The 24,654-nt window shown below is 67.5% G+C and carries 20 protein-coding genes, 2 tRNA genes and 1 pseudogene; 9 read left to right on the top strand and 14 right to left on the bottom strand.

Annotated elements, in window-relative coordinates; translation table 11 throughout:
• Positions 1 to 34: 34 nt before the first annotated feature.
• From PO605_RS07905 to PO605_RS07885, 5 genes are all read right to left on the bottom strand, one after another.
• The gene (locus PO605_RS07905) at positions 35 to 2,902 is read right to left on the bottom strand and encodes an NfrA family protein (RefSeq protein WP_272206222.1); all 2,868 of its coding nucleotides are present in this window, start codon (positions 2,900 to 2,902) and stop codon (positions 35 to 37) included.
• Positions 2,899 to 4,620: a glycosyl transferase family protein gene (locus PO605_RS07900; RefSeq protein WP_047472460.1), complete on the bottom strand. Its 1,722-nt coding sequence runs from the start codon at positions 4,618 to 4,620 to the stop codon at positions 2,899 to 2,901. The genes PO605_RS07905 and PO605_RS07900 overlap by 4 nt, the downstream gene beginning before the upstream one ends.
• A gap of 42 nt (positions 4,621 to 4,662) precedes the next feature.
• On the bottom strand, positions 4,663 to 6,894 hold the full coding sequence (locus PO605_RS07895; protein WP_047472461.1) for a hypothetical protein: 2,232 nt from the start codon (positions 6,892 to 6,894) through the stop codon (positions 4,663 to 4,665).
• 99 nt (positions 6,895 to 6,993) lie between these two features.
• The gene (gene wecB, locus PO605_RS07890) at positions 6,994 to 8,178 is read right to left on the bottom strand and encodes a non-hydrolyzing UDP-N-acetylglucosamine 2-epimerase (RefSeq protein WP_016452411.1); all 1,185 of its coding nucleotides are present in this window, start codon (positions 8,176 to 8,178) and stop codon (positions 6,994 to 6,996) included.
• A gap of 584 nt (positions 8,179 to 8,762) precedes the next feature.
• Positions 8,763 to 8,852 (bottom strand) — tRNA-Ser (locus PO605_RS07885).
• 589 nt (positions 8,853 to 9,441) lie between these two features.
• On the opposite strand from PO605_RS07885, the gene PO605_RS07880 reads away from it, so the two are divergent.
• The 3 genes from PO605_RS07880 (at position 9,442) to PO605_RS07870 (ending at position 13,486) form a co-directional block, all read left to right on the top strand.
• On the top strand, positions 9,442 to 10,464 hold the full coding sequence (locus PO605_RS07880; RefSeq protein ID WP_272206221.1) for a hypothetical protein: 1,023 nt from the start codon (positions 9,442 to 9,444) through the stop codon (positions 10,462 to 10,464).
• A 45-nt stretch (positions 10,465 to 10,509) separates the two neighbouring features.
• Positions 10,510 to 11,610 carry a peptidoglycan-binding protein gene (locus PO605_RS07875; protein WP_034364978.1) on the top strand — a complete coding sequence of 367 codons (1,101 nt, stop codon included), beginning with the start codon at positions 10,510 to 10,512 and terminating at the stop codon, positions 11,608 to 11,610.
• 70 nt (positions 11,611 to 11,680) lie between these two features.
• Positions 11,681 to 13,486 carry an SAM-dependent methyltransferase gene (locus PO605_RS07870; RefSeq protein WP_047474115.1) on the top strand — a complete coding sequence of 602 codons (1,806 nt, stop codon included), beginning with the start codon at positions 11,681 to 11,683 and terminating at the stop codon, positions 13,484 to 13,486.
• 47 nt (positions 13,487 to 13,533) lie between these two features.
• Here PO605_RS07870 and PO605_RS07865 read toward each other — a convergent pair whose 3' ends face one another.
• A complete protein-coding gene (locus tag PO605_RS07865; RefSeq protein ID WP_070080484.1) occupies positions 13,534 to 14,751 on the bottom strand; it encodes an MFS transporter in 1,218 nt (405 codons plus the stop codon).
• A gap of 106 nt (positions 14,752 to 14,857) precedes the next feature.
• Between PO605_RS07865 and PO605_RS07860 the strand changes: the two genes are divergently transcribed.
• The gene (locus PO605_RS07860; protein WP_047474679.1) at positions 14,858 to 15,814 is read left to right on the top strand and encodes a LysR family transcriptional regulator; all 957 of its coding nucleotides are present in this window, start codon (positions 14,858 to 14,860) and stop codon (positions 15,812 to 15,814) included.
• 181 nt (positions 15,815 to 15,995) lie between these two features.
• Here the strand turns inward: PO605_RS07860 and PO605_RS07855 are convergent, their stop codons facing one another.
• Complete coding sequence (locus PO605_RS07855; RefSeq protein WP_016452405.1) at positions 15,996 to 16,259, bottom strand: hypothetical protein; 264 nt, start codon at positions 16,257 to 16,259, stop codon at positions 15,996 to 15,998.
• A gap of 203 nt (positions 16,260 to 16,462) precedes the next feature.
• Here PO605_RS07855 and PO605_RS07850 point away from each other — a divergent pair, with 203 nt between their 5' ends.
• Together PO605_RS07850 and PO605_RS07845 are read left to right on the top strand one after the other, a co-directional pair.
• Positions 16,463 to 16,756, top strand: coding sequence for a DUF2789 domain-containing protein (locus PO605_RS07850; protein ID WP_016452404.1), 294 nt, complete (start codon positions 16,463 to 16,465; stop codon positions 16,754 to 16,756).
• A gap of 86 nt (positions 16,757 to 16,842) precedes the next feature.
• Complete coding sequence (locus PO605_RS07845) at positions 16,843 to 18,780, top strand: hybrid sensor histidine kinase/response regulator (protein WP_047474681.1); 1,938 nt, start codon at positions 16,843 to 16,845, stop codon at positions 18,778 to 18,780.
• Positions 18,781 to 18,825: 45 nt separating this feature from the next.
• On the opposite strand, the gene PO605_RS07840 is transcribed toward PO605_RS07845, so the two are convergent.
• From PO605_RS07840 to PO605_RS07830, 3 genes and pseudogenes are all read right to left on the bottom strand, one after another.
• Entirely contained in the window at positions 18,826 to 19,437 is a 612-nt protein-coding gene (locus PO605_RS07840) for a hypothetical protein (RefSeq protein ID WP_047474683.1), read from the bottom strand.
• Between the two features lie 135 nt (positions 19,438 to 19,572).
• Positions 19,573 to 19,695 (bottom strand): hypothetical protein, encoded by a 123-nt coding sequence (locus PO605_RS07835; RefSeq protein WP_013803059.1) that lies wholly within the window; start codon positions 19,693 to 19,695, stop codon positions 19,573 to 19,575.
• A 108-nt stretch (positions 19,696 to 19,803) separates the two neighbouring features.
• Positions 19,804 to 20,404, bottom strand: a pseudogene (locus PO605_RS07830) (sigma 54-interacting transcriptional regulator); the annotation flags it as partial.
• A 98-nt stretch (positions 20,405 to 20,502) separates the two neighbouring features.
• Here PO605_RS07830 and PO605_RS30985 point away from each other — a divergent pair.
• Both PO605_RS30985 and PO605_RS30980 read left to right on the top strand, forming a co-directional pair.
• On the top strand, positions 20,503 to 20,817 hold the full coding sequence (locus PO605_RS30985) for an alcohol dehydrogenase catalytic domain-containing protein (RefSeq protein WP_227472546.1): 315 nt from the start codon (positions 20,503 to 20,505) through the stop codon (positions 20,815 to 20,817).
• Positions 20,772 to 21,236, top strand: a complete 465-nt coding sequence (locus PO605_RS30980) for a zinc-binding dehydrogenase (RefSeq protein ID WP_272206220.1) — start codon at positions 20,772 to 20,774, stop codon at positions 21,234 to 21,236. The genes PO605_RS30985 and PO605_RS30980 overlap by 46 nt, the downstream gene beginning before the upstream one ends.
• A 76-nt stretch (positions 21,237 to 21,312) precedes the next feature.
• On the opposite strand, the gene PO605_RS07815 is transcribed toward PO605_RS30980, so the two are convergent.
• Together PO605_RS07815 and PO605_RS07810 are read right to left on the bottom strand one after the other, a co-directional pair.
• Positions 21,313 to 21,402 (bottom strand) — tRNA-Ser (locus PO605_RS07815).
• 13 nt (positions 21,403 to 21,415) lie between these two features.
• Positions 21,416 to 22,375, bottom strand: coding sequence for a LysR substrate-binding domain-containing protein (locus tag PO605_RS07810; protein WP_017403991.1), 960 nt, complete (start codon positions 22,373 to 22,375; stop codon positions 21,416 to 21,418).
• Between the two features lie 185 nt (positions 22,376 to 22,560).
• Here PO605_RS07810 and PO605_RS07805 point away from each other — a divergent pair, with 185 nt between their 5' ends.
• Positions 22,561 to 22,968, top strand: a complete 408-nt coding sequence (locus tag PO605_RS07805; protein ID WP_047472670.1) for a tautomerase family protein — start codon at positions 22,561 to 22,563, stop codon at positions 22,966 to 22,968.
• Positions 22,969 to 23,036: 68 nt separating this feature from the next.
• Here PO605_RS07805 and PO605_RS07800 read toward each other — a convergent pair whose 3' ends face one another.
• Positions 23,037 to 23,954 carry an SPFH domain-containing protein gene (locus PO605_RS07800; RefSeq protein ID WP_016448907.1) on the bottom strand — a complete coding sequence of 306 codons (918 nt, stop codon included), beginning with the start codon at positions 23,952 to 23,954 and terminating at the stop codon, positions 23,037 to 23,039.
• Positions 23,955 to 24,081: 127 nt separating this feature from the next.
• A complete protein-coding gene (locus PO605_RS07795) occupies positions 24,082 to 24,507 on the bottom strand; it encodes an NfeD family protein (protein ID WP_016448906.1) in 426 nt (141 codons plus the stop codon).
• Positions 24,508 to 24,654 lie beyond the last annotated feature (147 nt).

Raw genomic sequence — 24,654 nt, 5'->3', positions numbered from 1 at the left:
TTGTCTGTGTGGTGGCGGCGGCGGGGCGGGGCTTTCAATAGGACAGCGTCAGCGTCATGAACAGGCCCTTGGCGCGGTCGGCCTGGCCGCCGCCGATGTTGAAGCGGTACTGCATGGACCAGTCCAGATAGGACTGGGCCGTGCTGTAGTGGCTTTCGCGGAACCATTGGCGCAGGCTGATGCCCACGCCGGCGCTGGCCGACCAGCTGCTGCCGTTGCCTTGCAGGGCCAGGGTCTGTCCCTGCTGGGCGGCCAATTGGGCTGCGGTGGGCGTGGCGCCAGGGGCGGCCTGCAGGGAACGCACTTGCACGCGGTTCCTCTGTTTGATCCAGTCGGCCGCGACCACGCCGAACGGGAAGATCACCAGGCCCTGGTTGATGCCGTCGGCGCGGAAGCTGCGCCCGATGCGGGCCTCGGTGGAGAAGAACCATTGCTCGCGCTTGTAGCGGCCCGAGCCGTCGCCCACCACGGCGCCATTGGTCTGGTCTGTCAGCGTGAAGCGCGAGGCCATGCTCTGGTTGGCATAGCCGGCCTGGCTGTAGCCTTCCATGGTGAACCAGCTGGAGCGGTCCGTGCGCCGGCCCGTGCCTTCGTAGAAGCCGTGGGTGACATAGGCCAGCCAGCCGCCCTGGCCCGCGCCCGCGCTGTACTTGGCCGAGATGGGATTGCCCAGCGCGGGGCCCGTGGGGTTGAGCGGATCGCGCCCGCTCATCAGGCAGCGCAGCTGGGGCGATTCCGGCGTGATGAAGCCCGAGCGCGTGGCGGAGCCGATGTTGAACTGGCGCTCTATGCCGAAGGTCAGCGCGTACTTGGTGGACGGCGTGAAGCGCATGCCCAGCGAGCCCGTGGTGGTGGGCAGGCCAGAGATGCCGCGGTTGTCGCCCGCCTGCACATTGATGGGCAGGCCCGTGCAGGGGTCGATGGCGCTTTGGCCCAGCGTGGTGCCGCCGCCGTCATGCAAGGTGCTGCCCAGCCGCCCGTAGACATCGAAGATGCGCGTCGATGAGTTCAGGAAGTTGGACGGGCGCCAGTAGGCCTCGGCCGTGCCGAAGACCGCATCGCCCGCCTGCGTGAGGATGCCGTCCGAGAACGCACGCCCCGCAGGCCGCGCACCCCGGTAGCCCATGGAGACGATGGCGCCCCATTCGCGCGAGTAGCCGGAGACGGCGCTGCGCGCGTTCTCGCGCTGCCCCGGCGTCAGCTTGGCGGTGCCGGCATCGTCCAGGTCGATGGCTTGCTTGAAGGTGCGCACGGCGCCCCGGCTGTCGCCGGTGCCGGCCAGGGCATAGCCCTCGTCCAGCATGGCGCCCGCAGGCGCCTCGCCCGTGGCGCGGGCGGCACGAAAATCCTGCAGCGCCTTGGCCGGCTCTTCCTGGCGCGAGTACAGGTAGCCGCGCTGCATCAGCAGCTGGGCGTCGTTGGGGGTGAGGGACAGGGACTTGTCCAGCCGCAGCAGGGCCTGGCCCTGCTGGTCGCGGTTGCCTGCGGCCAGCGTGGTGGTCAGCAGCTTTTGCAGTTGCTCGTTGTCGGGGTCCTGCTCCACGGCCGTGCGCGCGTGGTCGATGGCGGCCTTGTAGTCCTGGCGCGCGTAGGCCGCATAGGCCTGGGCGCTGGGGCCGCCTGCGCCCTGGGCATCGGAGGGCTGCAGCTCGCAGACCGTTCCGTAGGGCGTGTCGCGGCAGTCCTGCAGCGGCGGCGGGTAGTCGGCCATGGCCAGGGTCTGCGAGGCACCGCGCGTATCGGCCACCATGGGCGTGTCGCGGCCCGGGCGCAGCCCATCGGCTTGCTTGAGGCGGCGGGCCACGGCTTCATCCTGTGCCGGCATGGGCGCCAGCAGCGCGCGGGCGCGTGCCGCGTCGCCCGCAGCCAGGGCTGCGTCGGCCGCGATCAGGCGCAGGTTGGCCGATTGCTTTTCGTCCAGCCAGTCCTGCTTGAGCACGTCGTCGAAGTCCTCGTTGGCCAGCGTGGTCTTGCCCTGGCGCTGGCGTATGTAGCCGCGCATGCCCAGGGCGGCCGTGTCCTCGTTGTCCTGCGCCAGTGCCTCGTCGGCAGCCTTTTCCGCGTCGGGCAGCTGCTCGGCCAGCATGAGCGAGGTGATCAGCAGCAAGCGGTGCGATGCCGTTCCCGGCGCCAGCGCCACGGCTTCGCGTGCAAAGGGCACGGCCTGCGCCGGGTTGTTGGCGATCAGCGCCTGGTAGGCCTTTTGCGCGGGCAGCACGGCCTGGCTGCGGCGCAGGGTCTGGCGCTTGGCCACCAGGTCGCTTTTGTTGGGTGGGTCCAGGGCCAGGGCGGCATCTGCGGCCTCGATGGCGGCGCCCAGCTGGTCCTGGGCTTCCAGCGCACCAATCCACAGCAATGCCCATTGGCCTTGCGTGGGGTCCAGGCGAAAGGCCTGCTCGGCCTTGCGCGCGCTGTCCGCGTAGTTCCTGGCGTTGTAGTCGGCGTAGGCCTCGGTGGCGATGGGAAAGGCCTTGTTGTAGGCCCCGGAGGCCGTGGCCGCGCCGCCACCTGCGGCGGCCCCGCCTGCCGCAGCCGCGCGCACATTCGTCTCGGCCTGCTGCAGCGTGGCCTCGTCCATCCCGGCGGCGCGGGCCGAGGCGATGGCCTTGAGCGCTTCCTCGTTCTTGCCCTGCCTTTGCAGCGAGTAGATCAGCAGCATGCGCAGGCGCAGCAGGTCGGGGCGCAACTGTATGGCCGATGCGGCGGCGCTGGCGGCCCGCGCAAAGCGGCCGGCCTGGTAGTGGGCATAGGCCTGGTTGGCCAGCTGCCAGGCGCGGCCCCTGAGCGGCGCCTCGGCCTTGACGGCTGCTGCGGCCTGCGGCCAGGCCGGCGGCGCGTTCCAGCCGGCGCCCAGCAGGGCGGCCAGGGTGAGTGGGCGAACGAGGGGTGCGAGACGCTTCATATGCCGGCCCTTGGTGTGCTTGGATTGCCTGTTGCGGCCAAGCCGGGATGTGCCGGGGGATCGGTGGGCTCCCCCTGCTGGAAGCTGATGGCCTCGCGCAGCGTGGCCTCGTCGAGCCAGCCTTGCTCCATGAGGATGGCGCCCAGCGGGCGGCGTTCGCGCCGCTGGATCTCCAGCGCGCTGGCCAACCGGCTTTCGTCGATGGCCTGCCAGGACAGCAGCAGCTCGCCCAGGCGCTGGCGCTGGTGCACCAGCTGGTCTGTGGAGGGGAAGTCGTGCATGGTCTTGTCCCAGGCCAGGCGCTTGCCCGTGACCAGGTGGACGATGAACAGCTTCCAGGCGCGCGCCGCTGCCATGGCATTGATGAAGTTGCCGATCACCATGCGTGGGACGGACAGCATGGCGTGCTCCCAGCCGTACAGGCGCGAGACGAACCATGCGCGCTGCACCACGCGCAGCAGCAGGGCGATGACGTTGACGCTCATCAGCGTCACCAGCCAGCCATTGGGGGCGAACAGGGAGGGGTAGTAGACCGTCCACCAGCCCATGTGGTCGGCCAGCAGGAAGACCAGGAAGTTCAGCAGCAGCAGATAGGCCAGGATGGCCACGAAGGAGGTCACCAGCCCCTTGCGGTCGCGGAACAGCAGGTACTTGGTGGACAGCGGCCCGGCCCAGCCGACCTGGCTCCAGCCCTGCAGGCCGATGCCCAGCGTCCAGCGCGCCTTTTGCCGGTAGGCGGTCTTGAAGGTGTTGGGAAAGAACTCGCGTATGCCCAGCGGCATGGTGAGGGTGGAAACCTTTTCCTTGCCCAGGCCGAACAGCGGCTTGCGCCGTATCACGTAGTCCACGGGGAATTTGCCGAAGATCTGCTTCATGCCCCGGCGCGCCAGCCGCGCGCCGATGTCGTAGTCCTCGGTCAGCGTGTCGGTGTTGAAGGGCTGGTTGTGGGTCTCGGCGGCCAGTTCCTCCATCGCCTTGCGCGAAAAGCAGGTGCCCACGCCGGCCGAGGGCACCATGTGCGACATGCTCTCGCGCACCACCAGGTCCTTGGTGTGCCATTCGGCGAATTCGTCCATGTAGGTGCCGGCCACCAGCTCGTACCACTCGCGCTCCAGCGAGGTCACGGGCAGCTGGATGAAGTCCATGCGCGGCAGCAGGTAGTTGTAGTACTTGAGTTCCAGCGGGTGCAGCACGTCTTCGCTGTCGTGCAGGATCAGGCCGGCAAAGGGCTCGGGCTGCAGCGTGTTCTGCTGGAAGATGGCCTGCACGATCCAGTTGAGGCAGTCGGCCTTGCAGGTGGGGCCGTCATGCGGCACCTCCACGCGGACCAACTGGCGGTAGCGCCGGCGCATGCGCTCCACCTCGTTCTTGGTGCGCTCGTCGTTGCGGTAGGTGCCCACGAAGATCATGTAGTTCTTGTAGTCCAGCGTGCCCACCATGCTCTCGAGCATGGGCGCGATCACGTCGTACTCCAGCCAGGCCGGCACCATGATGGCCAGCGGCTTTTCCTCGACCTCCTGCAACTGCTGTGCCTTGAGCGGCTGGTAGCGGCGCTTGACGGTCAGCGCGCGCCAGGCCTCGCGCACCCAGTACCAGGCATCGATGAACAGGTCATCGATGCTGGACAGCAGGATGATGACGGCCACCACGGCGCTGGTGATCTCCAGCGCGTGGTAGTAGTCGGCCACCAGGTAGGGCCAGTAGAGGGAAGAGATCATGGTGATCGCCTCATGCCGTCGTCATCGTGGCTCGGGCCCGGCTCAGTGCCTGGGCTGCTTGCTGCGCGCCACCGCCCAGGCCAGCAGCACCAGCAGCACCACCACGACCAGCGCAATGGCGATGCCGGGCACGCTCCAGGACAGGAAGTTGCGCCATTCGTGGAAGGCGCCTTCTCGCGGACCGGACGGAATGCCGGCATCGGGGTTGCTGCTGTCGAGCCAGGCCAGCGGGCCGTCACCGCCGATCACGGCGATGTTGCCGCGATTGAGCAGGAAGGGCTCGCCCAGGCCGCCAGTCCACTCGCCGATGGCACGCCACAGCACGCCCTGCTGGCCGCCGGCAGTGACGACTTCGGCCGAGGACAGCTGTTTCAGCCCCTTGATGTCCAGCCAGTCCAGCGACTTGCCGCGAATGCGCAGCTGCTGACCGTCCGTGACCGTCACCAGGGGCTTGGCGCCGTCCACCGGCACCTCCATGGCCACGAAGGGCATGGAGGGCTTGGCGGGCGCATCGGCCTGGGCCACGACCAGCTCGGCCTGCGAGGCCGACAGGCCGCTGGCGGCTGCCAGGTTGGCCATGCGCTCCAGCGCGGCCGGCGCGGCCGACAGGTAGCTGGCAGGCACCAGCAGCTGCGACCTGGCGCCCAGCAGGGGCAGCAGGCCGATGAAGCTGCCGTTGGGCTCGGCCTTGCCGGGCGTCACATAGCTGATGGCCGGCAGCACGCTGGCGGGATAGGGCTGGGGAATCTCGTTGCAGTCGGCCGAGTAGGGCTGGCGCTGCACCGACACGCGCAAGGTGTTGTTGATGCCCAGCGCGTAGCCGGGCACGCGGGCGCGCAGGCGCTCGGGCTGGCCGTTGGCGTCCAGCTGGCGGGCCGACAGCAGCATGCCGTTCCAGAACAGCGTGGCCACGGGGCGCGTGGCCGAGGCGCCGGGGGCTGCGGCCACGTACAGCGTGATCTCGCCCGGCATCCGGCCCTGCGAGGCGACGGCGCTCAGCGGGAAGTTCATCGTCCACTCGCCGCGCGACAGCACGTCGAAGCTGTCGGGGCTGCCGCCCAGGCTGGACAGGCGGATGCCCTTGGCCTCGTCCCATTGCGGGGGCTGGGCCGCAGCCACCGTCACGTTGTCGCTGACCAGCAGGCGCTGCAGGGCGGCCTCCTGCAGGCCGGCCACGCGCGCACCCGCATCGGAGGCCACGGCCAGCACCATCTGGCGGCCCATGGGCAAGGCTCGCAGTTGCTGCGAGGCCAGCGCCTCGCTGGCCAGCGGCGCGCGGCGGGCACGCCATTGCTGCAGCGCCTGGCCCGCATCGGGGTCGGCCGCCAGCTGGGTCTGCAGGGCCGCGAAGGCGGCGGTCAGGCGCTGCTGCAGTGCCTTGTCGGCCACCACGATGTCTCCGCTGACCTGGGCGGCCCCCAGCATGAGCAGCGCGCCCAGTTCGGCGTCACTGGCCAGCTTGTGCTGGGGCTCGGCGCCGCGCAGTGCGGCAAAGGCGGGCACGCCGGCCAGGGCGGCGGGAACCTCCAGGCCGCGCAGGTCGATCACCTCGCCCACGGCAGGAAGGGCCCGTACCTGCATGCGCCTGTTGTTGCGCTGCAGGCTGGCACCGATGCGCCAGGCGCTGTCGAACGAGGCCTGCTCCAGCTGCCTGCCCGACACCAGCACGGTGGTGCGCACGGGCAGGGTGTTCCAGACATCCTCGATGGTGCGCACATCGCGCGGGTCCACGCGGTAGCTCAGGCGTGTCTGCGGCGAGATGGTCAGCGAGTTGGCGAGGGAGTGGTTTTCGTCGCAGCGCTGCTGGCTGTTGTTGCGGTTGCGCCAGTTCACGCCCAGGCGCACGAAGTCGCTGGCGCGCGCAGGCTGGGCCACGGGCAGGTTGCGCTGCAGCGTGCCTTCGCCGTCCGGCACGGTCTGGGATACGGCCGGCGTACCGTTGAGCGAGATCACCACGGTCGAGGTCCCCGGCTCTCCCTTCAGGTAGCGGCCATCGAAGGCGATGCTGGCATCGCCCAGAGGCAGGCCGCGCGGCACGGGCAGGTAGAAGTCCTGGGTGGCCGTGCCGGCCAGCACGACCGGGTCGACAATGCCCAGCTCCTTGAGCGTGACGCTGCGCTGCAGCCCGTCGCTGGCGCCCAGCTGCCGTATGGCGTCACCCAGCGCCGAGGCGGATGCCGTCTGGGCGAACAGGGCGCCCAGGCCCAGCAGCGAACCCAGCGCCCAGCGGGCCCCGGTGCGGGAAAACGAATGGCGGTGGATGGTCGGTTGCATGGGGGGCCTCTTTTTCACTTCGGTGCTCGGTTCGTGACGCGATTCGTGACACGTTCAGTTGCTGCAGGGCGGCTGCCGTTGCGTTGGGACTGGCGGCCTTCAGGCCGGCGCCAGGCCCTTGCCCATGGTGGCGAGGATGCCTGCCGGTCCGGCGGCAAACTCCTCGAAGGGCTGTCCCAGCAAGGCCCGTACGATGCGCTGCGAGGCCCGTCCGTCGCCATAGGGATTGATGCGGCGCGCGAACGAGGCGCGGTGACCTTCATCGGTCAGCAGGCGGTTCACCTCGGCCACGATGCGCGCGCGCTGCGTGCCCACCAGCAGCACGGTGCCGGCCGATACGGCCTCGGGCCGCTCGGTCACATCGCGCATCACCAGCACGGGCTTGCCCAGGTAGGGTGCTTCCTCCTGCACGCCGCCGGAATCGGTCAGGATGATGCGGGCCCGCTGCATGAACCAGACGAAGTCCACATAGTCCAGCGGATCGATGAGGCGGATGTTGTCCATGCCGCCCAGCGTACGCATGACCACCTCGCGCACGGCAGGATTGAAGTGCACCGGGTAGACGATGAGCAGGTCCGGATGGCGCCGCGCCAGCTCGGCCAGCGCGGCGCAGATGTTCTGGAAGCCTTCGCCGAAGTTCTCGCGCCGGTGGCCCGTGACCAGCAGCAGCGGGCGCTGCGCGTCCACCCAGGGATGGCGCCCGGCAATGTCGCGGGCGAGCTCGGGTCGGGCATCGAGCCGGTCGCACAGCGTGGCCAGCGCATCGATGACGGTATTGCCGGTCACGGCGATGCGGCCCTGCAGGTTCTCGCGCAGCAGGTTGGCACGCGACGTGGGCGTGGGCGCGAACATCCACTGGCTGACCACATCGACCACGCGGCGGTTCATTTCCTCGGGAAAGGGCTGGGCCAGATCCCCCGTGCGCAGGCCGGCTTCCACATGGCCCACGGGAATGCGCCGGTGAAATGCTGCCAGCGCACAGGCCGTGGCCGTGCTGGTGTCGCCGTGCACGAGCACGTAGTCGGGCTTTTCCTGCTCCAGCACGCCGTCGGCGCCCGCCACCACGCGGGAGAACAGGCCGTTGAGTGTCTGGCTGGGTTGCATGACGGCCAGGTCGTGCCGGGCCTGCAGGCCGAACAGCTCCATCACCTGGTCCAGCATCTGGCGATGCTGGCCCGTCACGCACACCACGCTTTCGATGCCGCGCGTCTGCGACAGGGCCGTCACCAGCGGCGCCATCTTGATGGCCTCGGGACGGGTCCCGAAGAACGAAAGAATTTTCATGCCAACCCCTTTGCGTCTTCTTGTGCTCTTCGCTCCTGCGTTGTTCTGGTGCTCCGCGCCCGGAGAGCGGGGGCCGTCTCAGTCCGAGGGCGGGCCGGGCAGGCTGCAAGGCGGTGTGGAATATACGTCGGGTTTTTGGCTTTTTCGATCGGCTTGGCGTCTCTGATTGAAAACTATCGTCAATTGAGTGAAATTGACGGAAATTAAGAGGACTTGAAGGGATTTTGTGACATTGCTTTCCATTTGGAACCTCCGTCGGATCTCTCACCCTGCAAGCCTCTTGCGGCTGGGCCTGAATGCTTGTTCGCGCCGCGCTGCGGTTGCACAAAGCTGCGCGCCTGGGTGCTTTGTTGCAGCTAGTACATCACTGAAACAAGGCGGTGCCTGTCGGACACCTGCGTATTGCATGCCCAGGCAGGGGTCTGCGCAAGGCTTGAGGGGCAGGTACAGCCTGTGACTTTCCCTGATGCGCTGACGGCCTGCCGGGTGGATGCGACGCGAGGCTGCGCAGGGCAGGACCCGGGTCGAATGCAGGCCCGGAAACGAAAACGGGCCCCGTGTAGGGGCCCGTTTTGCTGGGTGTATGGCGGAGAGGGCGGGATTCGAACCCGCGGTGGGGATTAGCCCACACACGCTTTCCAGGCGTGCGACTTAAACCGCTCATCCACCTCTCCGAAGCCCTCGATTGTAGCAGTGATTTCGGGCGTCCACGGTAAGAAACTGGTGCCGGCTGCGCTGGCCCGTGCGGCGATGGTTGCTCCACTCAGGGCCTGCAGTGCAACCGTGGCAATGCCGGGTGTTGCCTGTCCGGGCGCGGACAGGCGGGTAGTGACGGCAGGCAATACCGTGACATGGGACGGATTTGCGATGGGTTCAATGCATGCGCCTGGTGTCATCCACTGATTTTCAGGGTGAAAAATGTAATGGAGTTCGTGTAAATGGAAGGTGCCGGAATGCGGTGTGAATCTCCGGTGCGGCCCGTCCATCTGTGGCGACATTTTTCATGTGTACAAGATGGTATTTTCATTGTCCATCTGTGTTGGTGCAAGCTATTGATATTGTTGAGGTTTCTTGAAAAAACACCGCCAATGAATCGGTATTTGCACGGGGTCCGGAGGGAATGCAGAGGACGAATTACCTTCATGCGGCGTTGGATGCATTTTGCAACAGACATCGAATGGGAGCTTGTGGAAAATGCCTGCGCCGATGAAATGCAGCAGTAACGGATTTCCGTCTGGCAAATCATAGGAACTCGCTATCACCATGGCTTTCCACTCAATGCGCGCCGATTCTTCATTTCGCCAGACGCCGGTATTGCCCGCACTGGCCTTCGGGCTTGTGGCGCTGCTGGGTACGACGGCGTTCGCTGCCGGGCTGCAGCGGCAGGTGCTGGAAAGCCTGCCGTCCGGCACGGCCAAGGGGGCGCCTGCCTATGAGTTGTCCCTGCCTGCCTGCACGGCGTCGGCCTGTCCCTTCGAACTGAGGCTGGTGCGTGCCGGTATGGAGCAAGGCAAGCCAGCGGCGCTGGCCTGGCCTGCTTCAAGAGGGCAGGCCCAGCTGGCGCCATCCGATCCGCTGTACGGCGTGGGAGATCCCTTGTCCGAGGCCGCGCAGCGCACGCGCGTCTGGACGACCGGCGAGGAAGAAGGCACGGTCACCGCTGCGGCGCGGACCTTGCGCCTGCCCGGCGTGCAAGGCGGGGCGCGCGCCTTGCTGGTCACGCAGATGGGCGGCTTCGACCATCCCAAGCGCCGCCATGCGCTCTATGTCGCCACGGCCCAGGGACCGCATCTGGCCTGGCAGTACGAAGAGCCTCCGGGCAGCTACCAAAGCTGGGTGCTGGCGCCCACGGGCCGGATCCCGGTGCTGCTGGTGCGCTATGACTCACCGCAGGACGACGCCCCCGACCAGATCGAGACCCGCAGCCTGCGCTGGAACGCAGGCCGGCAGGCGTTTGCCGAACAGGCATCGGCGCCGCCGGCTGCCGTGCAGGCCGTGGTGGCTGCGCGCTATGCCGGCGTGGCCGCCGCGCGTGCGGCGCGCGCGCAGCAGGCCGACTGCCTGGGCGGCTATGCCGTGGTGCTCACACGCCCCGCAGGAGCTGCGCCGCATCACGCCCTGGTGCAGGTGGCCGCGGATATGGCACAGGCGCATGCCGAATCGCTGCGGCTGCGTGCCTGCTCGGCCAGGCTGCAGCCGCGCACGGTGCCTTTGGCGCATCTGCTGCCGAAGGCGGAACAGGCGCCCGGCCGGAAACCTGAACGCAAGACCGATCCCGCCCGCTGAGCCCGTGCAGCGCGTGACACCGACAACCGCAAAGAGGGAAGACACATGCCAGACATCAAGGACAGCGTAGGCGAGGGCGGCAGCAACCAGGTCCATGACGTGGCCCTGCTGCAGGCCATGCTGCGCGTGGTGAAGGACGCCAAGAATGCACCCTATCTGGGCGTGGACTACGACGGCAGCTACGGCGCGCAGACGCGCGCCGCGCTGGAGCGTTTCCAGAACGACCACAAGCTGGCGGCGGCCAAGGCCGCGCCCGGCCAGCCGCAGGCCGGTGGCGCCAAGGAGGCACTGGGCCTGGCGGCAGCCGGTGGCGCCACGGTGGCCAAGCTCAGCGCCATGCTGCCTGCATCGCACCAGAACATGCGCTCCGCGAACAACTCCAAGACGGTGTATATCGAGGCCAAGGCCCAGGATGCGGCCACCAGCAAGGCCGCCATTGCCAACGATGCGGAGTACGAGCCCACCTTCCGCGCCAAGCTGGCCAGCCTGGTGCAGCAGATGTACGACACGCACAAGATCGCGCTGTGGATCACGCCCACCGGCCGCCGCCGCACCTTTGCCCAGCAGGCGGCAGAGACCCAGACCAAGGCCGGCCCCGGCGAGAGCAACCACAACTTCGGCCGGGCGGCCGACATCGGCTTCAAGCGCTTCCAGTGGGTCAAGGGCGACGGCAGCATCGTCACCGATGCCGACTGGCTCAACCAGCTGCATACCGCCAAAGCGGCCGATGCCGCGCGCTGGTGGGATGAGCGCGACCGCCTGGCCGCCAAGCAGGGCCTGCTGCCGCTGAAGTTCGAGCGCGTGCACCTGCAGGCCTTCGCCCAGGAAGGCGTGAGCAACCAGCGCTCGCTGGCCAAGCTGCTCAATGCCGTTTCGCAGAACAACATGCGCTGGAAATCCGCCTACCAGGCCGACCTGCAGTCCCAGGGCAAGCACTGGGTCACCGTGGGTTCGGCCAAGTCCATCTGGGCCGGAACGGCCTCCGTGACCAAGGCCGATCTGGCCAAGGCCCGCACCCTGGCCACGGGCAAGCAGGTGAAGGAAACGCAGATCACCCAGGACGAGGTGGCCGCCATGCGCCGCATGCTCAAGGCCGATTTCGAGCAGGCCGACCTGAACTGGTCCAAGTGGGCACCCGTGCCCTGAGCCCGGCCGGACGTCTGCCGCCTGCCGCGCGGGCAGGCGCCACTGCCGTGCATCTCCCGGAGAAAGCATCTTGAGAACCGACTATTCGAAGGGCGAGGCCGCGCTGCGCGTGCCCTTGCCCCTGTCCATGTCCATGCCCGTTTCCCTGTCCCTTGCCGCCTCTGCCGGTGCGCCCACCGGGCCGCCCGCTGCGGTCCGTGCGCCGCAGGACGTGCTGTCCGGTGTGCGCGTCGCCTCGCAACTGCTGCAGGACTTTCGGCCCATCACCGAAAGCATCGAGTGGGAGCTGGGCCATCTGCATTGGGCGCAGGCGGGCCTGTTGACCTTTGCCGAGAACGAGGTGCCCTACGTGGTCAACAACAGCGGCCGTCTCTCCGAAGATGCGGCGGCCCTGCTGTTCCATCACTGCGCGGACACGGCGCCGCAGGGCACGATTGCCGTGCTGGAGCTGGGCGCGGGCTGCGGCCTGTTTGCGCGCATGTTCCTGCAGGCCTTCCGGCACCTGTGCCAGCAGGAAGGGCGTGATTTCGACCAGCGGCTGGTCTGCTACGTGACAGATGGCTCGCCGCGCACCGTTGCGCAGTGGCACGAGCGCGGCCTGTTTGCCGAGTTTGGCGGCCAGGTCGTGGCAGGCTGCTGCGACGCCATGCATCCCGAGGCCGTTCGGCTGCACGACGGCAGCACGGTGCCGCTGCCGCCGCTGCATGCCGTGTTCTGCAACTACGTGCTGGATGTGCTGCCCGCCACCGTCGTGCGGCGCCGGAACGGCGGGCCGGTGCAGGAGCTGCGCATACGCACCCGCCTGACGGACGATGCCCAGCTCGTGCGCCAGTACACCGCGCTGTCGCCGCATGAGATCCGCGCCCTGGTGGATCACGCGGATGCGGCCGAGCGCGCGCGCCTGCTGCCCCTGGTGGGCCTGTTCGAGCAGGAGACGGGATTTTTCGACTGCGGCGACGCGGCACTGTCGCCCTGGGTGGATGCCGCCCTGTCCGTCAGCCAGGACGCGACACGCCTGCTGGTCAACCACGGCGCCTTCGGCGCGCTGCAGACGCTGCAGCAGCGGCTGGCGCCCAAGGGCCTGGTGCTCATCAACGACTACGGCGCCTGCACGCCCGAGGCGGCGGCCCAGTCGGGCGCCTCCCAGCGCTTTGGCCGCACCAGCGCCATCGGCCTGAACTTCCCGCTGCTGGCGCAATTGTTCGGGCGCGAGGGCTGGCAGGTGCTGGCGCCTCCGGGCGATGCGCAAAGGGCCATCCATGCGCGGCTGCTGATCGGCGAGGGCTGCGAGCGCACGGCGGCCGCCTTTCTCAACCGCTTCAGCGCCGACGCGCAGCAGTTCTTCGAGGCCCCGGCCCATGAGGCCCGCACGCACCTGGAGTCGGGCCGGCAGGACGCCGCGCTGGAAAGCTACCGCCAGGCCATCACCCGCAGCCCGCGCGACTGGCGCCTGCTGGGCGAGGTGGCGGAGTTCGTGGGGCTGCAGCTGCGGGACTTTGCGGCAGGCATCGAGCTGGCGCGCAGCGCGCTGGAGCTCAACCCCTGGCTCAGCACCTGGCTGTGGAACGTGCTGGGCGACTGCCTGTTCTGCCAGGAGCAGTTTGCTGCCGCGCATGACGCCTACCTGCAGGCCGAGCGCATAGACCCGCGCGATGCCCGCACCCAGCTCAACCTGGCCTACACCTGGCAGCAGTGCGGCGACCCGGGGCGCGCGCTCGCCTGCATCGCCCAGGGCCTGGCGGGAGATGCCCATGGCGTGCACACGCAGCGCCTGATGGAAAAGCAGCAGCAGATCCTGGCGCAGATCGCTGCCCTGCGTGCCTCGCAGCAGCAGCGGCTGGCGCAGCGCGCGGCGCGTCTGCAGGCCGGGGCATAGGCCAGGACATAGGCTGGCAGGCCCGCCAACGGCCCGGCCTGCCAGCTTCAGTGCTGGCGGCCGGCCAGCCGCACGCCCAGCGCTGCCGCCGATGCCGCGCAGGCCAGGGCCACCACGCCGCCCCAGCCCCATTGCGCCAGGGCCAGCGCGCCCAGCGCGGAGCCCGAGGCCATGCCGATGAACACGCCCGTGAACAGCAGCGCATTGAGCCGGCTGCGCGCCGCAGGCTCCAGGCCATACACCAGGGTCTGGTGCGCCACCAGCGTGGCCTGGATGCCGAAGTCGAAACCGATGGCGCTGGCCACCAGCAGTGGCAGCTGTGCGCCGGCCGGCAGCCAGGGCGACAGTGCCAGCACGGCGAACGATGCCAGGGCCAGGCCCGCACCCAGGCAGGTCACGCGCTGCGGGCCGCTGCGGTCGGCCAGCCGGCCTGCCAGCGGGGCGGCCAGTGCACCGGCCGCACCCGCCAGGCCCAGGGCGCCGGCAGCGGCGCTGCCCATGTGGAACTGCTGGTGCAGCATCACGGCCAGCGTGGACCAGAACGCGCTGAAGGCCACCGACAGCAGGCCCTGTGCCAGTGCCGCGCGGCGCAGCGCAGGCTGGCTGCGCCACAGCTGCACCATGGAGCCCAGCAGCGCGCCATAGCCCAGTTGCGTGGTGGGTTTGAAACTGGGCAGCCCGCGCCACAGGGCCACCCCCAGCAGTGCCATGGCAGCGGCGGCCAGCAGGTAGACGCTGCGCCAGCCCCCATGCTCGGCCAGCAGGCCGCTGACCACGCGCGACAGCAAGATGCCCAGCAGCAGCCCCGTCATCACCGTGCCCACCACCTTGCCGCGCTGGTGCTCGGGCGCCAGCGTGGCGGCGGCCGGCACCACGTCCTGCGCCAGGGTGGCGGCCAGGCCCACGGCCAGGCTGGCAGCCAGCAGCGGCGCCAGGTCCGGAGCCAGCCCGCTGGCCAGCAGGGCCAGCATCAGCGCGGCGGTCTTGGCCAGGATGATGCGCCGGCGGTCCATGCGGTCGCCCAGCGGTGCCAGCAGCAAAATGCCCAGCGCATAGCCCAGCTGGGTCAGCGTGGGCACAAAGCCCACGGCGCGTTCGCCTGCGCCCAGGTCGGGGCCGAGCACCCCCAGCATGGGCTGGCTGTAGTAGAGCGAGGCCACGCCCACGCCCGCCGTGGTCGCCATCAGCAGCACCAGCGATGCCGGCACGCCGGCAGCCTGCGCGCCCGCAGCGGTTTGCATATGCGTAGATTGAATAGAAGACATGTTGAGGCGCCTGTCAGGCGCAGTTGAAAAGCGATGGCCGTAGTGTGGTGCGGCGCAGTACACCACGGTAGTGGCTGCGCCTGCAGAATCGATATACGCTTGGCGTATGACCCTTGCCGACCTTCCCCTGCCTTCTGGCGCTGACCGCATCGAGCTGCTGCAGACCTTTGTGCGCATCGTCGAAAGCGGCAGTCTTTCGGCCGCTGCGCAGCAGATGTCCACCACCCAGCCCACGGTCAGCCGGCGCCTGCAGACGCTGGAGCGCGCGCTGGGCCTGCGCCTGCTGCGGCGCTCCACCCACGCCATGGCGCTGACCGACGACGGCCAGCGCTGCCTGGAGCATGCGCGCGAGCTGCTGGAGGCATGGCACGCGCTGGAGTCCGACCTGCGCGGCGCCCAGGACACGCCGCGCGGCCTGCTGCGCGTGGTCGCGCCCCACGCCTTTGGCCAGGACCAGCTCATGGCGCCGCTGCTGGCGTTTCTGGACCGCCATCCGGCCGTCAAGGTCGAATGGCTGCTGCATGACCGCCAGCCGGACTTCATTGCCGAAGGCATCGACTGCGCCGTGCAGGTGGGCGCCGTGGTTGATCCATCGGTGGTCGCGCTGCGCGTGGCCGAGGTGCCGCGCATTGCCGTGGCCGCGCCTGCCTTGCTGGGGCAGGGCAGCGTGCCCCAGCACCCGCGCGAGCTGCAGGGGCTGCCCTGGATTGCGCTGCGCACTTTCTACCAGCGCGAGCTGGAACTGCACCGCGTGGGCGATGAGCGGGTGTGCAAATCCTGGCGCCTGCAGTTCGAGCCCCGGCTCAGCACCGACAGCCTTTATGCGCTGCGCAACGCCGCCCTGGGCGGGCTGGGTGCGGCCCTGGCCTCGGCCTGGATCGTGCGCGACGATCTGGAGGCGGGCCGCCTGGTGCATCTGGCGCCCGACTGGCAGGCGGCGCCGCTGCCCGTGCATCTGGTCTACCCACCCGCGCGCCACCAGCCGGCGCGGCTGCGCGCCTTCATTGCGGCCATGCGGGAAGTCATGCCGGGCCTGACGGGAATGCGCGCGCCGCTTCCCTGAGTTGCTTGCTGCATCGTGTCCGCCCACGGCACCAGCCCCGACCTGAACCTGCCCGGTGCGCCGCGCAGTGTGATGTTGGCGCTGCGGCACAGCTTCTGAGGCTGCGCCCGGCATGGCCCCGGGCTTCTCCAAAAGACAAAGGCCCACGCGAGTGGGCCTTTGTCTATCCGGGCGTTGCCGTCTACTCGGTCGCCTTCTTCAGCGATTCCTTGGCGTTCTCTGCCGACTGCTTGGAGCGCTTGTTGTGGTAGTCCGACTTGACGTTGTTCACGGCCTTGCCGACCGGCCCGCTGTCCTTGGCCTTGGCGTCGGCCTGCTTTTCCTTCACCTTGTGGTCTGCAGCGTCGGCGGCTTCGGAGGCGGCCTTGCCCACCTGGGCATGGACGGGTGACAGGGCAGCGGCAGCTGCGAAGGAAATGGCGGTGGCAAGCAGCAGTTTCTTCATGGAATGCAATGTCCTGTGATGAGATGGCTGCATGGTGCGCCGGACCGCCGAGGCAACCGTGTAGGAGCAGGGCTTTGCACGGCGCGGGCGCTGCGGCCCACTCGCAGAAGGGCCGCCGACGGCAGCTTGCTTCAGTGTCCGACATGGTGCCGCCGGCCGAGCTTCTAGCCTTGAGCCAACCCCGTCACAACAAGGACCCCCCCATGATCACAGCCGAACCTACCATGACCAATCTCTTCGACCAGCTGGGTCTGGACTCCAGCCCGGAGGGCATCAAGCAGTTCATCCTCTCGCACCGGCTGGAAAAGGACACGCTGCTGGTGGATGCACCGTTCTGGACCGACGCGCAACGTGCCCTGTTCTCGCAGCAGTGGCATGCCGATGCGACCTGGGCGCTGGTGGTGGACCAGCTCAGCGAGGCCTTGCATGCCGAGCCGGACCTCCAGGCTGCGCCTTCGCCCGCAATTGCCGGGCACGAGCAGGAGGCTCGTCCCTGATCCTGTGATGCAACCGCTTGCGATGAACCCGTGGTGCTTACAATTTTTCCGGCTCGTTCAACCCATTTGCCTACGGAGTCGTTCACATGCTGACCTCGACTGGTCTGGCGCCGGCCCCTGCAGGCTCCGACGCACAACTCCCCCTTGATCCGGGTCTTGCTGCTTTGGAGGCCTTTCCGGACGCAGTCTTCGTCGTCGGACTCGATGGACGCCTGGCGCGCTGCAACCGCCATGCGTTGAGCCTGCTGGAGCATTCCGGCGATGCCCTGGAGGGCAGTGTTTTCGAGGACCGCTTCGTCGCCAGCAGCGGGCGCGCAGGCTGGTTCAACAGCCAGTGCGAGCCCGCCGGCGCCGCACGGCAGGCCAGACTCTGGCCCTTGCTGACCTGCACGGGACGCGAGCGGCCCGTGGCCTCATGCAGCTCGCGCGTACGGCTCGGCGATGGCAGCCTGGCCCTGCTGCTGAGTGTGCGCGAGGCGGATGCACCCCCGTCCGGGGCATCGCAGGCTCTGGCTGTGCCTTCCCGGTCCAGCCCTCTTTCCAGCGCCGAGCGCAGCTTTGCCTTGCTGGTGCAGAGCGTGACCGACTGTGCGATCTACATGCTGGATCCCGAGGGCCGCATCGTCAGCTGGAACCTGGGTGCCAAGCGCATCAAGGGCTATGAAGAGGACGAGGTCCTCCATACCCATTTCTCGCGCTTTTACACACCAGAGGACCAGCAGGCGGGGCTGCCACAGGCGGGACTGCGCACGGCCGTCAGCACCGGCCGCATGGAGGCCGAAGGCCTGCGCGTGCGCAAGGACGGCTCGCGTTTTTGGGCATCGGTCGTGATCGATGCCATCTACGACGAGGGCCAGCTGATCGGTTTTGCCAAGGTCACGCGTGATGTGACGGAGCGCAAGGCTGCCGAGGCCCAGCTGCGCCAGGCCTTGAAGATGGAGGCCATCGGCCGCTTCACGGGCGGGGTGGCCCATGATTTCAACAATCTGCTGATGGCCGTGCTCAGCAGCCTGGAACTGCTGCGCAAGCGCATGCCGCCCGACGATCGCCTGCGTTCGCTGGTGGAGATCGCCACGCGCGGCGCACAGCGCGGTGCCTCGCTGACCCAGCGCATGATGGCCTTTGCGCGGCAGCAGGAATTGAAGACGCAGGCCGTGGACGTCGCTGTGCTGCTGACCGGGATGCAAGGCCTGCTGCAGCAGACGGCTGGCCCGCATATCTTTCTGAAGATGGCCCTGGCCTCAGACCTGCCGCGCATCGCCACCGACCCCAGCCAGTTCGAGAGCAGCATCCTCAGCCTGGTTGCCAATGCGCGCGATGCCATGCCGGGCGGCGGCGTCATCAAGATCACGGCGGCCGTGGAAACCACGCTGCCGCGCCAGCTTGCGGGCCTGGCCTCGGGCTCGTATGTCTGCGTGCGCGTGGTGGACACCGGCGAGGGCATGGACGAACAGACACTCTCGCATGTGGTCGAGCCCTTCTTCACCACCAAGGGCGTGGGCAAGGGCACCGGCCTGGGCCTGGCCATGGTGGACGGGCTGGTGGCCCAGTCCGGCGGCAAGCTCGTGCTGCACAGCGCCCTGGGCAGCGGCACCACGGTGGAGATGTGGATGCCCGTCTCCAAGGACGAAAGCACGGCCTGCCATCTGGGCGGGCAAAGCGTGCAGGACGTGGGGCCCCTGGATGTGCTGCTGGTGGATGACGACCCGCTGGTGAGGGCCAATGCCTCGGCCCTGCTGGAAGACCTGGGCCACCGCGTCACGACCCTGGGCGCCGGGCAGGAGGCCATCGACCTGCTTGCGCGGCAGGCTCGCTTCGACGTGGTCATCTCCGACTACGCCATGCCCGGCATGAACGGCGTGGAGCTGGCCCGGCATATTGCAGCGCGATACCCGGGCCTGAACTTCATCCTGGCCAGCGGCTTTGCCGACATACCGGCGCTGCCACCAGGAATGACGCGGCTGGCCAAGCCCTATTCGCAGGACGATCTACGCCAGCTGCTGCTTCAGTTGGTGAGGGCGTGAGCACCCATGGAGATGGCCTGCGAAGAGTTTTCACAAGCCATCACATCAAGATGGCAGGGTGGAAACAATGGCGCGATTGGCCTGTAAGTGGGCTTCAATCGACGCCAATTGCGCGTCGTAATCACTGATGACTTGCGCGGGGGTACTTCGCGGCATCCTTGTTTTTAGAAAAACAAGAGCGGGTATGACGATCAAGGAAAGCATCCACGCCAACGTGAGCGCAGTGTTGATGGCAGGCATCTTGATCTGGTTTATCGCCGTAGGACCCGCAAGAAGCAGGACGAGGAAGCTGATGCCGGTCAGCTTCAACCTTCGGCCACGTGCGTGTGCACGCTTCTTTTGATGGGCTTCCAACGCTTGTGCACGTAGCGCCAGAATCTGCTGCTTTTCTTGCGTCAGCCTTGGAATGGCCAGTTCTGCCGCTGTGCGATCTGTGCCCCGTTGGATTGCGTGAAGGGAGTGTTCCACCTTTTTCAGTGAAATGATCCCGCCTTGACGTTCAAGAATTTGGGCGCTTCCGCAATGCGCGCAGATGAAGCGTTCCGTATCACCTCCAATCTCCAGTGGAGCGGAGCAATTGGCACAAGACAAGCTGTATATCGGCAAGCCACTCTCCCGTTTTTCTGGGGCAATCCAAAGCCAAAGCTGCCCATACATGCCAAGTCACCCGGCCGTATTCATTGCTTCGCCCATGGGCAGCGAGCCGAGCAGTGTAGCGCTGAATGCGGCGGGTTTGACGAGGCTGCATGCGCAGCCAGACCTGCTCCAGTTGTTGCAGCCGTGGGGGAGGGCTCAGACACCTGCCTTCTCGAACAGCCGGCGCAATACCTGCATGGGCAGGAACCTGACCTTTCGCCGTTTCAGTTCCCTCCGGAACAGGCGCTCGCGTTCAATGAAGTTGATCTTGGGTTTCATCTTTTTTTGGGGCTGCAATGGACGAAACGCGTCAATCTACTGGTGAACGCCGTAGCTCCTGTAACACCGTGTCAGCGATGCTTCGGTATTGCCGGTTGCCGCTCGGCCCTAGGGCCCGCGCCATTGGGCATGCCGCACGCCCAGCTGCAGCTGCTGGATGCGCCGGTGGATGGTGGAGCGGCTGACGCCGAGCTGGCGCGCCGCCTCGGAGACATTGCCCTGGCATTGCGCAAGCAGCTGTTCCAGCGCCTGCGCGGCGGGCTCGCCGGCATTGCCAGCCAAGGCGGTGCGCGCTGGTGCGCGGTGCAGCGCATCGTGCAGGTTGTCAGGCAGGTGGTCGGGCTCGATGGTGCCGTCGCCATCGTGGCCACACAGGGCTGCGGCGTAGCGCAGCGCGTACAGCAGGTCTTCCCGGAAGCTGCCACGCCGCACCAGCTCGGCCAGCGGCTGGTGCGAGGCCGAGATGAAGCGCACCGCCACCGCCCGTGGCGCGCGCGCCCAAGGGAGTGATTTCGGATTCGGACAGCACCCGCAGCAGCTTGGCCTGCAGGGCCAGGGGCATGTCGCCGATCTCGTCAAGGAACAGCGTGCCCTCGTGTGCCGCAGCAATCAGCCCTTCGCGGCCCTTGCTGGCGCCGCCGGTCCAGGTGCCGGGCAGATAGCCGAACAGCTCGCTCTCCAGCAGTGCCTCGGGAATGGCTGCGCAGTTACCTGCAGCAAGTTCATCACCTGCGGTAAGGCCGAATAGTCGCCATGGGGCGGCTGTGCCGCCCGCCAACCCAGCCTTGCAAAACAGAAAGTTCAATCATGAAAGCAGCACGTTTCCACGACCGGGGCGACATCCGCATCGAGGACATCCCCGAACCCGTGGTGGAGCCCGGCACCGTGGGCATCGAGGTGGCCTGGTGCGGCATCTGCGGCACGGATCTGCATGAGTTCATGGAAGGGCCGATCTTCATCCCGCCCTGCGGCCACCCGCATCCCATCTCGGGCGAGTCCGCATCCATCACCATGGGGCATGAGTTCTCGGGCGTGGTGGCGGGCTGTCCGAGCGGATTGCCGTCAAGCGCCGCTGGGTGCATCCCATCTCCGATGCCATTCCACTGGACCAGGCCGCGCTGATCGAGCCGCTGTCCGTGGGCCACCATGCCTACACCCGCAGCGGAGCGAAGGCCGGCGATGTGGCACTGGTGGGCGGCGCCGGCCCCATCGGCCTGCTGCTGTCGGCCATCCTCAAGGCCAAGGGCCTGACCGTCGTCATCACCGAGCTCAGTGCCAAACGCAAGCAAAAGGCGCGTGAATCGGGCGTGGCCGATCACATCCTGGACCCCTCCGAGGTGGACGTGGTGGCCGAGGTGATGAAGCTCACCGGCGGCAAGGGCGTGGATGTGTCGTTCGAACGTGCACAGCGTGGTCATGAAGCAGCTGGACGTGCGCGGCACCATTGCTTACTGCAACGACCACCAGGAAACCATCAAGCTGGTCGAGGAGGGCTCGATCAACCTCGAGCCCTTCATCACCCAGTGCATCCAGCTCGATGACCTGATGCCTGCCTTGTGGTCACGCTGCGCAAAGAAAAAAGCCCTTGATTGAATCAATCAAGGGCTTAGATCATTTTGGCGGAGAGGGCGGGATTCGAACCCGCGGTGGGGATTAGCCCACACACGCTTTCCAGGCGTGCGACTTAAACCGCTCATCCACCTCTCCGAAGACCGCGATTCTAGCATCGATTTTTTGGGGTGGCCGCGAAGTTTCCTGCATGCGTGATCGATATGCCCTGGACGGCTGGCGCTTCGGGCATGGCCCGTGCCTGCGCCTGCAGCCAGTTGCAGAAGATGTCGAGCCGGGTCTGCACCGCAGTGCTGCGGCGCAGCGCCAGGTAGCGGTAGCCGGAGGCCGTGAAGCCGAAGGGCGCCAGCAGGCGACCGGCCTGCACGTCGTCCATCACCAGGTGCCAGGGGGCGACGGCCGCGCCCAGGCCGCGCAGCGCCGCTTCCAGCGTGAAGTAGTAGTGCTCGTAGACGGGGCCGGCCGCTGCGGGCGGGGCCATGTCCATGGAGGCGGCCCACAGGTCCCAGGCGTTGCGCCGGCCGCGTGTGTGCAGCAAGGGGAGGCTGGCCAGGTCTTCAGGTTGCTGGAGGCGTCCTGCCATGGCCGGGGACATCACCGGGCCCAGGTATTCGGCGAAAAGAGGCAGGGACGTCTCGTTGTCTGCAAGGGCCTCGCCGCTGTCGTGCGTGATGGCCGTGATGAGCAGGTCGCAGCCTTCGCGTGCAGCGTCGGTGCCGGTGTCGGTGGTGCGCAGGCGCACCTCGATGCCGGGGTGGTGCGCGTGAAAGTCGAACAGCCGGGGGATCAGCCATTTGACGGTGAAGGTGCTGAAGCAGGCCACGTCCAGAGGGCCTTCGTGGGCGTCGCCCAGGCTGCGCACCGCCTCATGGATCTGCTCGAAGGCCTGGGTCAGCGCCGGCTGCAGGGTGCGCGCTGCCGCGGTGAGCGTGGGGCGGGCCTTGGTGCCTGCGAACAGCGGCAGGCCCAGGTGCTGCTCCAGCTGCCTGACCTGGCGGCTGACGGCGCCGGGCGAGACGCACAGCTCGTCCGCCGCCGCCGTCATGCGGCCCAGGCGTGCGGCGGCTTCAAAGGCGCGCAGGGCGGCCAGCGGGGGCAGGCGGCGGGTCATGGGTCGGGTCATGGGTCGGGTCACGGGGCGGGTGGAGGCTATGTGAGTTCCAGGTACATAGAACCGGCCGAATCATCGCTTTTCAGGCCATGGGCCGGTCGGTAGATTTGCCGCTTCGGCTGGCAATCCTGCGTGGATTCTGGCCGGACTTTCCATCTCCATTCGATCCCAAAGCACATAGCACCATGCCCTTCGTCCACACCTATCTGCCCCAGTCCACCTCCACTTCCCAGCGCGATGCCGTCGTGCAGGGCATTCACCGGGCCCTGGTGGAGGGCATCGGCATGCCCGAGGACGAACTGTTCAACATGGTGCATCCGTACGCTCCCGGGCAGTTCGCGTTCAGCCGCAGTTTCAACGGGATGGCGCGTTCGGATGCGGTGGTGGTGGTCGAGATCACCATGCGGCGCGGGCGCAGCGATGCGATGAAGAAGGCCTTGTATGCGGCCATTGCGCGCAATCTGCATGAAGGGGCGGGGGTTGCGCCGGCCGACGTGTTCATCTTCATGCATGAGAACGACTACTCGGACTGGTCCGTGGGCCACGGGCGCTTCGCCATGGGCCTGGTGCAGCAGGTGGGCGCACCCGCCTGATCCGCACAACACCGCTGCAATGAAAAACGGGCCGCGATGGCCCGTTGTTCATGGCGTGGCGGCGGCTCTCAGCTGGTGCGCTGGCCGGTCTGGATCATCTTCATGGCCGAGGTGATCAGGCTGGAGACTTCGGTCATGTTGCTGGGCACGATCAGCGTGGTGGTGGCGTCAGAGGCGACCTGGCCATAGGCCTCGACGGCCTTTTCGGCGACCTTGAGCTGCACGGCCTGCTCGCCACCGGGCTGGCGGATGGCGTTGGCCACGCGTTCGATGGCCTGGGCCGTGGCGTCTGCGACCGCCTTGATGGATTCGGCCTCGCCCTGGGCCTTGTTGATGACGGCCTGCTTCTCGCCTTCGGAGCGGGCGATGAAGGCTTCGCGCTCGCCCGTGGCGATGTTGATCTGTTCCTGGCGGCGGCCTTCGGAGGCTGCGATCAGGGCGCGCTTTTCGCGCTCGGCCGTGATCTGGGCCTGCATGGAGCGCAGGATTTCGGCCGGCGGCGTCAGGTCCTTGATTTCATAGCGCAGCACCTTCACGCCCCAGTTGAGCGCGGCCTCGTCGATGGCGGAGACCACCTGGGCGTTGATCATGTCGCGCTCCTCGAAGGTCTTGTCCAGTTCGAGCTTGCCGATCACGGAACGCAGCGAGGTCTGGGCCAGCTGGGTGACGGCCATGATGTAGTTGGACGAGCCGTAGCTGGCGCGCATGGGATCGGTGACCTGGAAGTAGAGGATGCCATCCACCTGCAGCTGGGTGTTGTCGCGCGTGATGCAGACCTGGCTGGGCACGTCCAGCGGGATTTCCTTGAGGCTGTGCTTGTAGGCCACGCGGTCCACGAAGGGCACGAGGAAGTTCAGGCCGGGCGTGAGCGTGCCGGCGTACTTGCCGAGGCGTTCCTTGACCCAGGCGTGCTGCTGGGGCACGACCTTGATGGACCGTGCGATGAAGATGGCCGCGATGACCAGAATGACGATGGCGATTTCCATGGTGTCTCCAGGCCCCGGAGGGGCGTTCGGTGAAACAAGAGGGCGGCGGGACGGCTGGCGGATGGTGCCTGCCACTATGCCCGATGCAGATGCCCGCGCCGTGAAGCGCGGGCGTGGGGATGGGCAATCAGAGTTTGTCCACCAGCAGCCGGTTGCCGACGACCTCGGCCACGCGGTGCATGCCGGCAGAGGGCAGGTTGCCCGGACGGCTGATCACGGTCCATTGGGCTCCGCGGTAGCGGACCTGGGCCGTGCCGTCGGAGTTCCATTGCTCGACCATGACGGATTCGCCGACATCGAGGTTGACGTCGCGGTTGCTGGAGGCGGGCTGGCGGCTGGGCAGGCGCCGGCGCACCAGGTAGCAGGCCAGTACGAAGGCGCTGCCGAGCACGGCGGCAATGACGAGCTGGGCAATGGGCGCCAGGCCCATGTGGGCGCACAGCGCGCCGACGATGGCGCCCAGTGCCAGCATCAGCAGATAGAAGCTGCCGGTCAGCAATTCGGCGATGACCAATGCGCCGGCGACGAGCCACCAGATGGTGGAATATTCCATTCCCAGACTCCCTGTTTATGACGGTTGCTTGTGTTTAGTGCACCACATTCTGGGTGAAAAGCCGCACGCTTCAAAGGCGCAATAAGGATATTCCTTACACTTCGCGCCTGTTTCGTTTTTTAGGCCCGCTCAGGTTACGGAGGCTGC

This window comes from Delftia sp. DT-2 (genome assembly GCF_028401915.1).
Lineage (GTDB): Bacteria > Pseudomonadota > Gammaproteobacteria > Burkholderiales > Burkholderiaceae_C > Comamonas > Comamonas tsuruhatensis.
Note: the sequence above shows the minus strand (reverse complement) of the source record. Positions and strands in the feature narration are given on the sequence as shown.

Excerpts from the sequence above, each read along its gene's own strand:
- PO605_RS07835 (WP_013803059.1), bottom strand. The coding sequence starts at position 19,695 with ATGAAACCCAAGATCAACTTCATTGAACGCGAGCGCCTGTTCCGGAGG.
- PO605_RS07860 (WP_047474679.1), top strand. The coding sequence starts at position 14,858 with ATGACCCTTGCCGACCTTCCCCTGCCTTCTGGCGCTGACCGCATCGAG.
- PO605_RS07810 (WP_017403991.1), bottom strand. The coding sequence starts at position 22,375 with ATGACCCGCCGCCTGCCCCCGCTGGCCGCCCTGCGCGCCTTTGAAGCC.
- PO605_RS30985 (WP_227472546.1), top strand. The coding sequence starts at position 20,503 with ATGAAAGCAGCACGTTTCCACGACCGGGGCGACATCCGCATCGAGGAC.
- PO605_RS07900 (WP_047472460.1), bottom strand. The coding sequence starts at position 4,620 with ATGATCTCTTCCCTCTACTGGCCCTACCTGGTGGCCGACTACTACCAC.
- PO605_RS07905 (WP_272206222.1), bottom strand. The coding sequence starts at position 2,902 with ATGAAGCGTCTCGCACCCCTCGTTCGCCCACTCACCCTGGCCGCCCTG.
- PO605_RS07800 (WP_016448907.1), bottom strand. The coding sequence starts at position 23,954 with ATGGAAATCGCCATCGTCATTCTGGTCATCGCGGCCATCTTCATCGCA.
- PO605_RS07875 (WP_034364978.1), top strand. The coding sequence starts at position 10,510 with ATGCCAGACATCAAGGACAGCGTAGGCGAGGGCGGCAGCAACCAGGTC.
- PO605_RS07855 (WP_016452405.1), bottom strand. The coding sequence starts at position 16,259 with ATGAAGAAACTGCTGCTTGCCACCGCCATTTCCTTCGCAGCTGCCGCT.
- PO605_RS07795 (WP_016448906.1), bottom strand. The coding sequence starts at position 24,507 with ATGGAATATTCCACCATCTGGTGGCTCGTCGCCGGCGCATTGGTCATC.
- PO605_RS07880 (WP_272206221.1), top strand. The coding sequence starts at position 9,442 with ATGGCTTTCCACTCAATGCGCGCCGATTCTTCATTTCGCCAGACGCCG.
- PO605_RS07805 (WP_047472670.1), top strand. The coding sequence starts at position 22,561 with ATGCCCTTCGTCCACACCTATCTGCCCCAGTCCACCTCCACTTCCCAG.
- PO605_RS07840 (WP_047474683.1), bottom strand. The coding sequence starts at position 19,437 with ATGTATGGGCAGCTTTGGCTTTGGATTGCCCCAGAAAAACGGGAGAGT.
- PO605_RS07895 (WP_047472461.1), bottom strand. The coding sequence starts at position 6,894 with ATGCAACCGACCATCCACCGCCATTCGTTTTCCCGCACCGGGGCCCGC.
- PO605_RS07850 (WP_016452404.1), top strand. The coding sequence starts at position 16,463 with ATGATCACAGCCGAACCTACCATGACCAATCTCTTCGACCAGCTGGGT.
- wecB (WP_016452411.1), bottom strand. The coding sequence starts at position 8,178 with ATGAAAATTCTTTCGTTCTTCGGGACCCGTCCCGAGGCCATCAAGATG.
- PO605_RS07865 (WP_070080484.1), bottom strand. The coding sequence starts at position 14,751 with ATGTCTTCTATTCAATCTACGCATATGCAAACCGCTGCGGGCGCGCAG.
- PO605_RS07845 (WP_047474681.1), top strand. The coding sequence starts at position 16,843 with ATGCTGACCTCGACTGGTCTGGCGCCGGCCCCTGCAGGCTCCGACGCA.